We start from the raw sequence: 13,831 nt of genomic DNA, 5'->3' as shown, positions 1-13,831 counted from the left end.
TGGAGGAATTGTTTATGAATAGCTGGTTCGCCAATATCAGCGTCAACCTCAAGCTGGGCCTGGGTTTTGGCCTGGTCCTCGCCCTGACCTGCATCCTCGCCCTCACCGGCTGGACCAGCCTGGGCGGGCTGATCGACCGCAGCAACTGGATGAGCGACATCACCCAGCTCAACGCCGGCCTGACCAAGCTGCGCATCACCCGCCTGCAATACATGCTGGCCAACGGCGACGAAACCGTGGCGCAGACCGTGCAGGCGTCCCTTGATGATTTCAAGGCCCAGCAGCAGTCGCTCCTGGCCTCGTTCAAAAGCCAGGACAATCTCAAGCTGCTCAGGGAGCAGGCGGTGGTCATCGACGCCTACCAGCAGTCGCTGAACAAGATGCGCAATGCTTACCGCACCGCGAGCAGTGCGCGCCAGGCCATGGCCGATAACGCCGAAAGCGCTACCACCCTGATCAACGATTTCAGCACCCGTGTGCGTCAGATGCCGTTGAGCGATCAGCGCTTCGAGCAGTTCCAGGCCATTTCCGAGGCCAAGGAACAGTTCCTGCTGGCCCGTTATGAAGTGCGTGGCTACATCGCCGACAGCAACCCGGCTAACGAGCAAAAAGCCGCCGCACAATTGGATGCCGCGCTGGCCAGCCTGAAGTCGCTGAGCAGCCATTTCTTCGACAGCCACGCCGATGCCCTGCGTCAGCTGGAGCAAGCGCTGACCCGCTACCGCAGCGCGGTGCAGGCGTATAAAGCGGCCACCGGCGAAGCAATCACCGCGCGCCAGGAAATGACCGTGCAAGGCAGCGACATCGTCACCCGCAGCGATGCGCTGTATCAGATTCAACTGGATCGCCGCGACAGCGAAAGCGCCCAGGCCCGCACCCTGCAGTTGATCAGCACCCTGCTGGCGCTGTTGGTCGGTGTGCTCGCCGCCGTGCTCATCACCCGCCAGATCACCCGCCCGCTGCAGGAAACCCTGGCGGTGGTCGAACGCATTGCCGGTGGCGACCTGACGCAGAATATTCGCGTCACCCGTCGCGACGAGTTGGGTGTCTTGCAGCAAGGCATCGTACGCATGGGCGTGACTTTGCGCGACTTGATCAGCGGCATTCGCGACGGCGTTACCCAGATCGCCAGTGCCGCGGAAGAGCTTTCAGCGGTGACCGAAGAAACCAGTGCCGGAGTCAACAGCCAGAAGGTCGAGACCGATCAGGTCGCCACCGCGATGCACGAAATGACTGCCACCGTGCAGGAAGTCGCACGTAACGCCGAGCAAGCATCGCAAGCTGCTGCGGCCGCCGATGGCGAAGCCCGTCAAGGCGATCGGGTGGTCAACGAAGCAATCACCCAGATCGAACGCCTGGCCGACGAAGTGGCGCGTTCCACCGAAGCCATGAGCGTGCTGCAGAAGGAAAGTGACAAGATCGGCAGCGTGATGGACGTGATCAAAGCCGTTGCCGAACAGACCAACCTGCTGGCGCTGAACGCCGCCATTGAAGCTGCGCGGGCCGGTGAAGCCGGGCGTGGGTTCGCCGTGGTTGCCGACGAAGTACGCGGCCTGGCGCAGCGCACGCAGAAGTCCACCGAAGAAATCGAAGGCCTGGTGGCCGCGTTGCAGAACGGCACCCAGCAAGTGGCGACGGTGATGGGCAACAGCCGTAGCCTGACCGACAGCAGCGTCGAGCTGACGCGCAAGGCCGGGCTATCCCTGGAGAACATCACCCGCACGGTGTCGAACATTCAGTCGATGAACCAGCAAATCGCCGCTGCCGCCGAGCAGCAAAGCGCTGTGGCCGAAGAGATCAGCCGCAGTATCGTTAACGTCCGCGACGTCTCCGAACAGACCGCCGCCGCCAGCGACGAAACCGCCGCCTCCAGCATCGAGTTGGCGCGGCTGGGGAATCAGTTGCAAATGATGGTCAGCCATTTCAGGGTTTGACGCGGACGATGGTGGTGTAGCAAACACCGCCATCGCCGGCAGGCCGGCTCCCACAGGGGGTAGTGATCGATCACAAAACCTGTAGGAGCTAGCCTGCTAGCGATGAGGCCATCAGCTACACCGCATCAACTTCATCGCTGGCAGGCCAGCTCCCACAAGGTTCACAGGTCTACCGTGTCCCGCGCTGGCGCAATGCCGACGGCATGAAGTAGGCGTCTTCCGGCACCGGTTGGGCGAAGTCCACGGTGTCGGATTCTTCGTTGTCCAGGTTCTGCACGTAGTAACGACGGGCCTGCAGGTCGTGGAACACGTCCAGCGCACTCCAGGTGGTCGGCAGGTCGTAGAAGTTCTTCAAGTAGCCCATCGACACCCGCCACAACTCCCCGCGCCCGTCGTACTGATCGACCACTGCAGCGCCCCAACTGTCCTCGTCGAGGAACAGGGTGCGCTTGGAATAGATATGCCGTGCCCCGGGCTTCAGCGTGCCTTCGACCACCCACACCCGGTGCAGCTCATAACGGGTGTACTTGGGATTGAGGTGGCCAGGCGTGAGCAGCTCGGCGTACTTCACCTCGGGGCTGGACACCTTGTAGTTGTTGTACGGAATGTAGACTTCCTTCTTGCCCACCAGTTTCCAGTCATAGCGATCCGGCGAGCCGTTGAACAGGTCGGTGTCGTCCGCCGTGCGCAGGCCATCGGACGAAGCAATCGGCGTGTCGTAGGCCAGGTTCGGCGCACGCCGCACCCGACGCTGACCGGCATCGTAGACCCAGGCTTGGCGCGGGTCCTTGATCTGATCCAGGGTCTCATGCACCAGCGCCGCGCCACCGGCCAGGCGCGCCGGGCTTTTCACGAAGGCCAGGTAGTAGAACAGGATGTTCTTCAGATCACCGAACTGGCCGCCTGGGCGGTAGTAGGTGAACAACCCTTCCTGCTGCGAAGTCACCAGGGCGAAGCTGCCGTTGCGCTGCACCGGTGCCTCGGAAGCACGTCGCACCACATAGATCCCGCGATAACGGGTGATGTGGTTCCACAGGGCCTCGACACCGCTTTTTGGCACTGGGAATGGCACGCCACCGTAAGCGTCGGAGAAACCGTTGCCGCCATCGAGCAGCTTCGCCGAGGTGGCGTTTTTCAGGGTGTTGTCATACAGCCATTGCGGCGCCGAACCGGAGCGACGACTTGTGTAGATCGGCATCTGGAAGCTGTCGGGGTAGCTGTTGAACAGGGCGATCTGGCCCGCCGTCAGCTGGCCCTTGTACTGTTCCAGGTTGGCCTTGGTAATGGTGAACAGCGGCTTGTCGCCAGGAAACGGGTCGAGGTGATGTTTGCCTTTGACATAGCCCGTCGGGGCCTGGGTAATGCCGCCGTCCCAGGCCGGAATGGTCCCGGCGGCGTTGCCCGCGCGCTCGGCACCCAGCGGGGTCAGGCTGGTTTTCAATTGCTGGGCTTCCTGGGGTGTCAGCGCCGCCAGTGCGCTACCCGCCGCCAGGCTGAGGACCAGCGCCAGGGTGGTCTTGATCAATCGTGGTGAATGCAGCATTGCGGTTCTCCGAAATAGAGCCAAATGCCCGGGCACAGCGGCGCTCGGGCGATTCGAGGCCTATAAGAAATACTTGAGGTTGAAGCCGATGTTGTCGCGGTCGCGAATGCCGTTGTTCTGGCCGCCGCCGTAGAATTCGGTGTATTGCAGCTCGGCTTCCATACGGTTCTGGTAGTTGGCCTTGACCCCCAGGGTGTAGGCCTTGCGCCCTTCGATATTGTTGCCGGCCTGGTAGCTGTTGCCCTTGAAGTCGTCCTTGTAGACCACATAAGGCGAGACGTTGACCCCGGCGTACACGTCGTTCCAGGTGCCGTTGAACATCGCGGTGTAGCTGTAGGAGTTGCGATTGACCTGGTCGCCACGGTCGCCACCGGACACATAGGAGTAGTTACCTGTGCCCGCGTAGTAACGGCGGCTGCCGTCGTAGGCGGTGTATTGCAGGCTGCTGCCACGCAAGTGCTCGGAGGCCAGCTCGAAGACCCCGAACATCGAGTCGAAGGACAGGCTCGGACCGAAGTTGTAGATGCTGCCCAGCGAGGTGTTGAAGGCTTCGACGCGCTCGGCGTTGTTGATCTGGCTGTCGAGCTGGACCATCTGCCCACCGATGTTGATGGTCTTGCCGGACGCCGCGGCGGCAGCGCCGTTGGCCAAGTCACCGATCAAGTCGTTGGTGGCAGCCACTCCGATTGGCAGGTTCGGTCGATACGCCACTTCACCGAACACCGAGGCCTGGCCGAGGGTGGTGTTGAAGCTGAAACCGTACATGCGGATGTCTTCGGCATAGCGCCGGTGCGCCTGGATGTTGCCCATCACGTCGGCGGTGACCAGGCCGTTGGCCAAGGCCCCGGCCTGACTGCCAGCGACGCCGGACAACAGGTTGGTCAGGGCGTCAATGTCGACGCCCTGGTAACCGCCGAGGTCAGCGGAGATGGTCGGTTCCTTGGCGTGGTAGTTGACCATGTACAGGCCGAATTCGGTGCTGTTGAGCTCCTCGGCGATGTAGCGGAAGGCGAAACCGAACTGGCCGTCGTTGCGCGCGTTGTAGTCCTTGCCCACCGAGGCGACCTTGAGGGTGTTGCCGAACGCCGGCGTCACGCCGTTGGCGTACAGGCCGGTGGTACCCAGCGCCTGCTTGAGGAACGGGTTGTTGCCCAGCGCACCATACAGGTCAATCACGTTGCCGAAGCCCGGTACCGGAGTGTCGAGGGCGGTGCCGGTGAAGTCGTTGTAGGCAGTGTTGCCACCGTCGGCGAACAGATCGGTCTGCGAGTAAAAAGTGCCGACCGGGTCGATGCGGGTTTCTTTCCAGTTGGTCTGGTAGAAACTTTCCATGGTCAGGTTATCGGTGAGGCCGATGTTGAAACTGACCGCCTCCACCGGCATCAGTACTTCCTTGACCTCGGCGCCCGGCAAGCGGTATTTGGCCGCGTCCACCGGGTTGGTGGTGTTGACCCCGCCGCGATAGAAAATCCCCTCACCCCAGTTGAACACCTGACGCCCCAGCCGCGCGGTGACCGGCATTTGTGCCACGTCCCAGTTGCCGTAGACATAGGCGTCGAGCATCTCGATGCGGCTACCGGCGATGTCGCGGGTCTGCTCGGTGAAATGGTCGTCGTGGGGGTTGCTCTGGCTCGGCTGCGACGGGTTGTTGTTGCGGTAATAATCGTTGCGCTTGTCCATCAACTGGGTGTCGTAGAACGCAGTGCCGCGCATGAACACGCCGTAGTTCTGGTAGTTGGCTTCCAGCTCCGAGGTGATCTTGTACACCTCGGAAACCAGGCCGGTGTCGAAGTTGCGATTGCCATCGTTGGTGTTGACGTCATCGTTGGTTTTGTCGCGACCCTGCACCCGCCACAAACGGCCATAGGACAGCGTGCTGTCGAACGAGCCGGTGACCTGATTGTCCAGCACCTTGAACTCGGCCGCCTGCACGCCATCGACCGCGCACAGTTGCAACAGCCCCACCAGCCCTACCCCGGAAATCGCTGCGCCAGACTGGCGTAGTCGAATGTTCATGCGGTGTTCCTCCCTTCCCTGATTTTGTTGTTTTTTTGTCCACATAGCGCCGCTAAAGACCTGCTCACGCCGCACCCTTGTAGGAGCGAGCCTGCTCGCGAAAAACCTGAGAGCGCCGCGTTTTATCCAGAATGTCCGCGTTATCGTTGACCTTCTTCGCGAGCAGGCTCGCTCCTACAGGGGGGGCATCATTTACCCAACCCAGCCCGCACAAAATTGCGGCTATGCGCACCGAAATGCCCCAGCAACTGGAACAGTTGCTGGTTGAGCAACGGATGGTCGTAGTCTTCACGTTGCACCTGATTGCCGGCGCTGAAACTGTTGGTCGCCGGCGCCGTGGCCAGCCATTGGCCGATGGCTTCGTCGAACCCCGCCCCCGCAGCAGCGGACTGGGCGCTGACCACCTCGCGCAGGTAGTCCGCCGAGTACGGCGGATAGACCCCATCCTCGGCGGTGTCGACGTAAGCCTGGAGCATCGGGTGCACCTGCTGCCCGCCTCGCAGCAAGCGATACAGCCAGGCCGCCTGGTATTTCTCGACTTCCATGTGCCGGGTGGCGACGCGCTCGACCGCCGCCAGCTTGTCGTCGCCGTAACCGGCCAGGGCCTTACCCTCCATCAGCAACATGCTCGCCAACTCGACGCCGGGCAGCGGCTTGGCGTGGTACGGCTGGGTCAGGTCCTGGACGTGGTGCAGGCCCCAGCCGAGAAAGCGATAGCCCCAATAGGGATGACCGGTGGCGAACGCCAGGCGCGCCAGGCCCATGTATTGATAGGCGCGCCAGTCCGGCCAACTGCGCGCGAGAAATCCGGCGGCGGCATACACCACCGGGTTTTCGTGGAAGAAGCCCATGTGAAACGGCGCCTGGGAGCTGTACTCAAAACGCTCGTCGCCAAACGACTGCGGGCCGAAGCCATAGAGCGCCGCGACCGCCCCCGGGTTGTCGCTGAACAGGTTGATGTCGTGTCCGTAGTCCGGCTCGTCGGCGGCGCTGGCCAGTACCGCGAGGGCGCTGACTGGTTCGCCGTCCGCCAGGGCGATGAAGCGCTGGCGATTCCACGGCGACAGGGTTTGCGCGACCATCACCTGGTCGGCCTTGAGGTGTTCGCGTTGTGACAGGTCTTGGCCAGGCAACGGTTGGATGACCATCGCCAAGTGAATCTGTGGATTGATCCGCAGCGCCATGAGGAAGGCGTTGCGCAGATTGTCCGCCGGTGCGGCCGGTAACTTCAGGTTGTCCGGGCGCGATGGGTATTGGGCAAAATGCTCACGGGCGAAGGCTTCCTGTTGCTCGAGCAGTTCGACGATCGCCGGATATTGCGCGCCGAGGAAAGCTTCCAGCGGTTCGACGGCCACCTGCGGCGCGTCCTGTACCTCGGGCAACGCCTGCAATGCCAGGTAGCTGCCCACCGTGTGGTTGGACCAACCCCAGGCCGTCGGGGCGACGGCGCAGAGCAGCAACAGGAGTGACGTCAGCTTCATTGCTCGAGGTTCTTATTGGAAGTGTTGTAGGAGCGAGCCTACAGAGCGACCCCGCCCCTGACACTGTCCAATCTCGCCATAAAAACTCTCAAATAGCGCCAGCGACGCGCGTCACTCAGCGCCTCAGGCCGGGTAACCGGTGATCTGCCGAATGCTCTGGTACAGCGGTTTGAGCTGGCGATACATGCGCAGGTAAACCTCCTGATACAGGCGCTGATAGACCTGCTGCGCCTCCAGTTGCGGAGTAAACACCGTGCCGACCCGGGTCATGGCGGCGATGGCCGAAGGGAAATCGGCATGCAGCCCCAGGCCCACCGCACAGCAGATCGCCGCGCCCAGGCCGGACGCCTCATAGACATGCGGACGCTCCGCCGGCAGGCCGAAAATGTCCGCCGTCAGTTGCATCGCCGCGTCGCTTTGCGATCCGCCACCGGCCACCCGTAGACGCTGGATCGACTGCCCGGAACGCTGCTCGATGCGCTCCTTACCCTGGCGCAAGGCATAGGCCAGGCCTTCGAGAATCGCCCGGTAGATATGCGCGCGAGTGTGCACGTCGCCAAAACCGATCATCGCGCCCTTGGCCTCGACGCCGGGGTCGCGAATCCCCGGCGACCAGTAGGGTTGCAGCATCAGCCCCATGGACCCCGGCGGCACCGCGTTGACCAGCGCATCGAACAACTGCTCTGGCTCGATACCTTGCTCTTTGGCCTGCTGCATCTCGCGCAGGCCGAACTCGTTCTTGAACCAGCTGACCATCCAGTAGCCGCGATAGATCATCACTTCGCAGTTGTACTGATCGGGCACCGCCGCCGGATAGGGCGGGATCAGCGGAACGATTTCCAGGTAGCGCTGGCGGGTGGTGGTGATGGTCGCTGTGGTGCCGTAGGACAGACACACAGTCGACTCGTCGACCACCCCGGCGCCGAGCACCTCGCAGGCTTTGTCGGCGCCGGCGGCAATCAGCGCCACGCCTTCGGGAATCCCGGTATGCCGGCTGGCCTCGGCGCTGATGTGGCCGAGGGTTTCGCCGGGCTTGAGCAGGGTTGGCAATTGCTCGGCGCGCACCGCCAGCGCCTGCCATTTCCAGTCCGACGGCGCGGCCCAGCGCAGGCGCTTGAAATCGAACGGCAGGTAGCCGACGCAGGCGCCCACCGAGTCGACAAAACGCCCGCACAGGCGATGGGTGAGAAAGCCCGAGAGCAGCAGCAATTTGTCGGTGCCGGCCCACACGTCGGGCTGATGCCGGGCAATCCAGTTGGCCTCCGCCTGGGCTCGAAAGTAGTCCACCGTGGCTTGGGCGCCGACCAGTTTGAACAGCCAGCCCCAGGGACCCTTGATGCCGCCCTCGACCTCGGTCTGGCGCTGATCAAGCCAGAGAATCGCCGGGCGCAGCGGTTTGCCCTGGGCATCGACGTTGATCAGCGTGCCGCGCTGGGTGGTCAGTGAGACGCCGGCGATCTGCGTACGATCGATGCCGGTCTGCTGCCACAGCAACTCGCAGGCCTCACCGAGTTTGGCCCAGTAATACTCCGGATCCTGCTCGGCCCAGCCCGGTTGCGTCGAGTAGTAGGCCTGCAGTTCGACCTTGCCCTTGCCCAATAGATTGCCCTGCAGATCGAACAGCAATGCGCGCACGCTCTGGGTGCCGTTGTCGATGGCCAGCAGGTAGCGCTTATTCTTGTGGTTATCCATGGAGCTCTCTTCGATGGGCCTTCATTGCGTGGTCTGCGGCAGGCCATGATGACGTTGCCACAGTGCCCGATAACGCTGCTCTTCTTCGTCCCAACGCGAGTCATCCCAGCCCAGCCGTGGCTGGCACAGGCGCCTGATCGCCGGCAGATACTGCGCCCCGCCCTCGGCCAGCAGCAGCCCAAGACGGGTACGCCGCAGCAGCAGGTCGTCCAGGTGCAGAACCATTTCAGTGTCACAGGCCAGGGCCAGTTCCACCCATAAAGTATCGGTGGCGCCGACGCTGTCGCTGCCCAATTGCTCGATCAACTGCGCCACCCGCGGCAAGTCGCGGCCATGCCGTCCGGCCAGGCGTCGCCATTGGCTGGCACTCAAACCGGCAATGGGCAGCGGCTCGACAGCGGCAAACACCGGCGCGCCATCGTCGCTGAGTTCACGCCCGAGCATCGCTGCGCAGGCCGTGAGTACTTCGATGGCCTGCGGGCGAAAGGTGGTCAGTTTGCCGCCCGCCAGGGTCACGCACCCGGGCTCCTGCCACAGCACGTGCTCACGGGTTTCGTTGGACGGCTGGCCTTGTTGCGCGCCACTCGAACCGACCACCGGACGCACCCCCGACCAGGTCGACAGCACGTCATCGGCGACCACCTTGGCATGAGGAAATTGCTGAGCGCAGGCGGCCAGCAAGTAGTCGAGTTCTTCACTGCTGATGCTCGCACTGATGTCCAAATCGGTCTCATGATCGAGGTCAGTGGTCCCAACCACCGTGGCGCCTTCCCAGGGAAAGACAAACACCGGGCGCCGGTCGCGGCGGTGTAAAAAGGTCAAGGCTTGCGCCACTGGCAGACGCCAGCCCGGCAGCAGTAAATGACTGCCGCGCAATGGGCGCAGTTGGCGCACAGCATCGCTCGGGCGCAGGCGCTCGGCCCAAGCGCCGGTGGCCACGGCGAGTACGCCACAGCGCAACTGCAGCGATTCGCCGCCCTCAATGTCGTGAACCTGAACCCCGCAGACCCGGCCGTCTTCGCGCAGCAATTGCTCGACCCGCAGACCATTGAGCACCACCGCGCCATCGGCCCTGGCTTCGCTGAGGACGCGCATCACCAAGCGCGCATCATCGGTCAACGCATCGACAAAACAGGTGCCACCGAGCAGCGCTTCGTCTTTCAGACCCGGCGCCAGAAAGCGCAGTTGCTGCGCATCATGGAAGCGGTGACTGCGCCGTCCTGCGAGGTAGTCGTAGACCGTCAGCAGGCCGCCGAACAGCCGTGGGCCGGGAAAGCCGCCCCGGTAGTGCGGCATCATGAAACTCATCGGCTCCACCAGCCCCGGCGCTTCGTCGAGCAGGCGCTGGCGCTCGTGGACCGAGTCGCGGGTCAGCCGCCATTGGCCCTTGGCGATGTAGCGCAGGCCGCCGTGGACCATTTTCGAAGAGCGGCTGGAGGTGCCCCAGGCGAAGTCGCGCTGCTCCAGCAACAGGCAGCGCCAGCCACGTCGGGCGGCTTCACGAAGGATTCCGGCACCGCTGATGCCGCCGCCGATGACGATCAGGTCCCAGGTCTCGGCGGCCAGGGTCGGCAGCACCTGCTGTCGCCAGGCGGCGTTCCAATCCAGGCTCATGCCGTCACTCCTGCAACAGCGTGCCGGGGTTGAGGCGCCCGGCCGGGTCGAAGTGCCGGCTCAGCGCCTGCAAGGTGTCCATCGCCAGCGCGCCTTTCTCCCGCAGCAGGTATGGCGCGTGGTCCTTACCGACGCCGTGCTGGTGGCTGATGGTGCCGTGGTTGTCGACGATGGTCTGGCTGGCCGCGTGCTTGAGTGCCTGCCAGCGCGCCAGGGTCGCCGGATAGTCGGCGGCCGGGCGGAATACGTAGGTGGTGTAGATGCTCGAGCCTTCGCCATAAACGTGAGACAGGTGGGTGAACACGTGCACCCGCTCGCCTTGCGCCGCCAGACCGTCGCGCAGGCTGGTTTCGATGCGTGTCAGCAGGTTGTCGACGTTGCTCCAGTCGGTGGCGGTTTCCAGGGTGTCGACCACGTAGCCGGCGTTCCACAGGTTCTCGCGCAGGTAGGGAAAACGGAAGCGGTTCTGCGCCCACTTGTTGCCCAGCAAAGTGCCGGTGAACACCCCGCCAAAGGCTTTCAGGTGCTTGCGCGCCTGGCTCAGGGACAGCGCGTTCTGCCGGCGGTTGCCGGTCACGCCGAAAGTCAGCATGCACTTGCCGGCGCCAGCACCGCGCAGTGCCAGGTACTTCTCCAGCCAGGCGATTTGCTGTGGATGGCCGGCCAGGGCGAGCTGGGTTTCGGTCTCCACGGCGTTCGACAGGCGCAGCATCGACAGCGGCACACGGGCCTGGGCCAACTGGCGGATAGCTTGCAGGGCCTGGTCCCAATTGGGCAGGAACACCCCATAAAAACGCTCATCGGCCGGCAGCGGCGTGACCCGCACCTTGACCTCGGAAATGATCCCGAAGCGCCCTTCGCAACCGAGCACCACTTCACGCAGATCAGGGCCGGCGGCCGAGGCCGGGAACGTCGGGATCTGCAGCGGGCCGGCGAAGGTTTCCAGGGTGCCGCCGGCGAACATCTGCTCGATGCGCCCGTAGCGCAGCGACTGCTGGCCGCTGGAACGGCTGGCGACCCAGCCACCCAACGTCGACAACTCCCAGGACTGCGGGAAGTGTCCCAGGGTGTAGCCACGGGCGCGCAGCTGGCTTTCCACTTGCGGACCGCAGGCGCCGGGGCCGAATGTGGCCAGCAGGCTTTGCTCGTCGAGGTCAAGCAGACGGTTCATGTGGGCCAGAGAAACGGTGAGCACCGGTCGCTCGGAGTCCAGCGGGTTGATGTGCCCGGCCACCGAGGTGCCGCCGCCGTAAGGAATCAGGCACAGGTCACGTTCTTCGGCGAGGGCCAGCAGCTTGCGGATTTGCTCGGCAGTTTGCGGGAAAGCCACCGCATCGGGATAGATTCCCGGCGCGCCTTCACGCAGCGCCAGCCAGTCCGGCAGGCTCTGGCCACGGGCGTGCATCAGGCGGTCCTGGGGCTCGATGCTGTACAGCGAATGCTGTGGCAAGCGCGAGGCCGGGACGCGGGCCAGGGCCGACTCGAGCGTCGCGTCGGGCAGCGCACGACCGGCGCCAACCCGCGCCTCGAGAAATCCCGCGCCCTGCGCCGGCAGTTCGACCACCGTACTTGCATCTCCCCAGCCGTTCCAGCGTCGCATGCGTGTGTCCTTTTGCGGTTCTTATAGGTGACATTTCTGGCGCCTATACTAGCCAGCCGGCAAAACCTGTCACGGTCGCATCAGGCCAGTTCGAGTAGCCAATTGAGTCAATCCGCGCCGCCGCTCCCAGTCATTTACTTTAGCTGTGGTTTCAATTTACCTTTCAGGGTCTTGCGCTGTGCCCGCCTGCCCCGATCAAAGGACCCCGATCATGCAATCCCTCGGCTTCACCTCGGTTCCGCCGCTGCTCAAATACGTGCGCCATGCCGAGCACCTGGGGATGACCATTGAGCCGGCGTTGGCCGCAGCCGGGTTGCAGGCGCAGCAATTGAGCGACAACAGCCTGCGCATAACGGGTGAAGCCCATGAGCGTCTGCTCGACTATTTCTGCGAGCACTCCGGCGATCCACTGTTCGGGCTGAATTCGGCACGCTTCGTCTTGCCCAACTCCTGGAGCGTGCTGGGCTACATCACCATGAACTGCGCGACCCTGGGCGATGCAATGAACCGGATCATGCCGTTCGAGAAACTGGTGGGCGACATGGGCGTCAGCCGTGCCGAACTGCAGGGGCAACAGGTGCACCTGATCTGGAGCTGCCGCCACCAGCGCCCGCGCATCCGCCGCCACCTGGTGGAGAACGTGCTGGGTTCCTGGCTGCAATACGCGCGCTGGATTGCCGATACTCACCTGTCAGCGGACGCCGTGTGGTTCGAACATCCATTACCGGCCAACACTGAGCTGGCGCAGTACGAGGCGTTTTTCGATTGCCCGGTGTTGTTTGATCAGCCTTACTCGGCGCTGATCGTGCCGCTGCCTTATCTGCAATTGCCGCTGCGCCAGGCCGATGCGCAATTGCTGCGCACCCTGGAAGAACATGCATTGGGCTTGATGGCGACGCTGGAAGACGCGTCGCTGGAGCAGCGGGTGAAAAGCTGCCTGCGCCAGTTGCTCAAGGAAGGATTGCCGCGCAAGGAACAGGTCGCCGAACAATTCGCCGTCTCGGTGCGCACCCTGCAACGCCAACTGCACCAGGCCGGCACCACCTACCAGCAAATCCTCGACGACCTGCGCCAGGAACTGGCCGAGCACTACCTGCTCAACAGCACCCTGCCGATCCAGGACATCGCCCAATACCTGGGCTTCACCGAACCCCGCTCCTTCCACCGCACCTTCAAAAGCCGCCGCGGCATGCCACCGGGGGAGTTTCGGCAGACCCATCGGCAGGGGGATGAGGGTTGAGATTGTGGTGGGGTGGCTGACGTAATCGCGAGCGCTCCCACAGACTTATGGCAACCCCCTGTGGGAGCTGGCCTGCCAGCGATGCAAACACCGCGCTACATCAGATACCCCGCCTTCGCGAGCAGGCTCGCTCCCACAGGTCTGCGGCATGTCGCAGATATCTCGGACACCTTAGATCCCTGTAGATGCTGGCCTGTCGGATGGCGCATCACAGCAAAGAACGACAACGCGTTATCACTATCTAGCTTCGTGGCTGATCCACATCATCCAGCACTCGATTCACCAGCAACTGCCCCAACGAAATCATCTGCGCTATCGCCAACGCCACCTGTCGACGCGAACCTTCAAGTTCGAACGCCAAGTCAGTGGCCATCACATTCACTGAAGCCAAGGTCTCCGAGGCATGGGCCAACAGGCGTTCTCGGTCCAACCCAGGCATGACAGCAAAAATGCTCGATGGGCATTTGTTCGCAACCGAGCCCCGCATCGCTGTCGGCTTCAGGTAGTGATCGAGTGCGCGTTCGGCAGCGGCGTGGAGTTTGCCGGCGTCATCGGAGGCATAGGGAGAAGTGACGAGGGATTCAGGTGGATCGGGGGTGATCTTTTTCATGGCGAAGCTCCTTGATCAGATGGAGCTGCCACTACCTGCTGTCAAACAAGAATGGGTGGCAGCTGTGCGCGGGTTGACAGACCGAGGATCAAGGAACCCGG

9 protein-coding genes and 1 pseudogene are annotated in these 13,831 nt (G+C 63.2%); 3 read left to right on the top strand and 7 right to left on the bottom strand.

The window, feature by feature from the left end; translation table 11 throughout:
• Positions 1-14 precede the first annotated feature (14 nt).
• Together NR126_RS29025 and NR126_RS29020 are read left to right on the top strand one after the other, a co-directional pair.
• Positions 15-1,028, top strand: a pseudogene (locus NR126_RS29025) (methyl-accepting chemotaxis protein); the annotation flags it as partial.
• 42 nt (positions 1,029-1,070) lie between these two features.
• The gene (locus tag NR126_RS29020; protein WP_371321443.1) at positions 1,071-1,934 is read left to right on the top strand and encodes a methyl-accepting chemotaxis protein; all 864 of its coding nucleotides are present in this window, start codon (positions 1,071-1,073) and stop codon (positions 1,932-1,934) included.
• Positions 1,935-2,103: 169 nt separating this feature from the next.
• Here NR126_RS29020 and NR126_RS20495 read toward each other — a convergent pair whose 3' ends face one another.
• The 6 genes from NR126_RS20495 to NR126_RS20470 all read right to left on the bottom strand — a co-directional run bounded on the left by NR126_RS20495 (position 2,104) and on the right by NR126_RS20470 (position 11,880).
• Complete coding sequence (locus tag NR126_RS20495; protein WP_256830986.1) at positions 2,104-3,477, bottom strand: DUF1329 domain-containing protein; 1,374 nt, start codon at positions 3,475-3,477, stop codon at positions 2,104-2,106.
• A gap of 60 nt (positions 3,478-3,537) precedes the next feature.
• Entirely contained in the window at positions 3,538-5,493 is a 1,956-nt protein-coding gene (locus NR126_RS20490; protein ID WP_027619310.1) for a DUF1302 domain-containing protein, read from the bottom strand.
• A gap of 188 nt (positions 5,494-5,681) precedes the next feature.
• Positions 5,682-6,974: a phospholipase gene (locus NR126_RS20485; protein WP_256830985.1), complete on the bottom strand. Its 1,293-nt coding sequence runs from the start codon at positions 6,972-6,974 to the stop codon at positions 5,682-5,684.
• A gap of 123 nt (positions 6,975-7,097) precedes the next feature.
• Positions 7,098-8,666 carry an FGGY-family carbohydrate kinase gene (locus NR126_RS20480; protein WP_256830984.1) on the bottom strand — a complete coding sequence of 523 codons (1,569 nt, stop codon included), beginning with the start codon at positions 8,664-8,666 and terminating at the stop codon, positions 7,098-7,100.
• Between the two features lie 21 nt (positions 8,667-8,687).
• Positions 8,688-10,280: a glycerol-3-phosphate dehydrogenase/oxidase gene (locus NR126_RS20475; protein WP_256830983.1), complete on the bottom strand. Its 1,593-nt coding sequence runs from the start codon at positions 10,278-10,280 to the stop codon at positions 8,688-8,690.
• 4 nt (positions 10,281-10,284) lie between these two features.
• Positions 10,285-11,880 carry an FAD-binding oxidoreductase gene (locus NR126_RS20470; RefSeq protein WP_256830982.1) on the bottom strand — a complete coding sequence of 532 codons (1,596 nt, stop codon included), beginning with the start codon at positions 11,878-11,880 and terminating at the stop codon, positions 10,285-10,287.
• A gap of 211 nt (positions 11,881-12,091) precedes the next feature.
• On the opposite strand from NR126_RS20470, the gene NR126_RS20465 reads away from it, so the two are divergent.
• Positions 12,092-13,120 carry an AraC family transcriptional regulator gene (locus NR126_RS20465; protein ID WP_256830981.1) on the top strand — a complete coding sequence of 343 codons (1,029 nt, stop codon included), beginning with the start codon at positions 12,092-12,094 and terminating at the stop codon, positions 13,118-13,120.
• Positions 13,121-13,361: 241 nt separating this feature from the next.
• Here NR126_RS20465 and NR126_RS20460 read toward each other — a convergent pair whose 3' ends face one another.
• A complete protein-coding gene (locus NR126_RS20460; protein WP_027619304.1) occupies positions 13,362-13,730 on the bottom strand; it encodes a DUF6124 family protein in 369 nt (122 codons plus the stop codon).
• Positions 13,731-13,831: the final 101 nt, after the last annotated feature.

The organism is Pseudomonas sp. Pse1, from assembly GCF_024519635.1.
Lineage (GTDB): Bacteria > Pseudomonadota > Gammaproteobacteria > Pseudomonadales > Pseudomonadaceae > Aquipseudomonas.
The sequence above is the reverse complement of the archived record's forward strand: the minus strand, read 5'-3'. Positions and strand labels throughout refer to the sequence as shown.